At 46.9% G+C, this 271-nt stretch carries 1 pseudogene; it reads right to left on the bottom strand.

Annotated elements, in window-relative coordinates:
- Window positions 1–271: pseudogene (locus tag ACNG5D_RS16135) on the bottom strand (hypothetical protein); the annotation flags it as partial.

Raw genomic sequence — 271 nt, forward strand, 5'->3', positions numbered from 1 at the left:
GGATCATCTATACCTGTAGTTTCTTCACAATCCGTTAAACCATCACCATCACTATCGGTCGTGTTGATGCCTACTGGGCTACATGGATCGTTTTCATCGGAGGTACCTGTTGGTACTGTTGGTGTACTTGGATCGTCTATACCCGTAGTTTCCTCACAATCCGTTAAACCATCACCATCACTATCGGTCGTGTTGATGCCTACTGGGCTACATGGATCGTTTTCATCGGAGGTACCTGTTGGTACTGTTGGCGTACTCGGATCGTCTATAC

This window comes from Algibacter ulvanivorans (assembly GCF_048381495.1).
GTDB lineage: Bacteria > Bacteroidota > Bacteroidia > Flavobacteriales > Flavobacteriaceae > Algibacter_B > Algibacter_B ulvanivorans.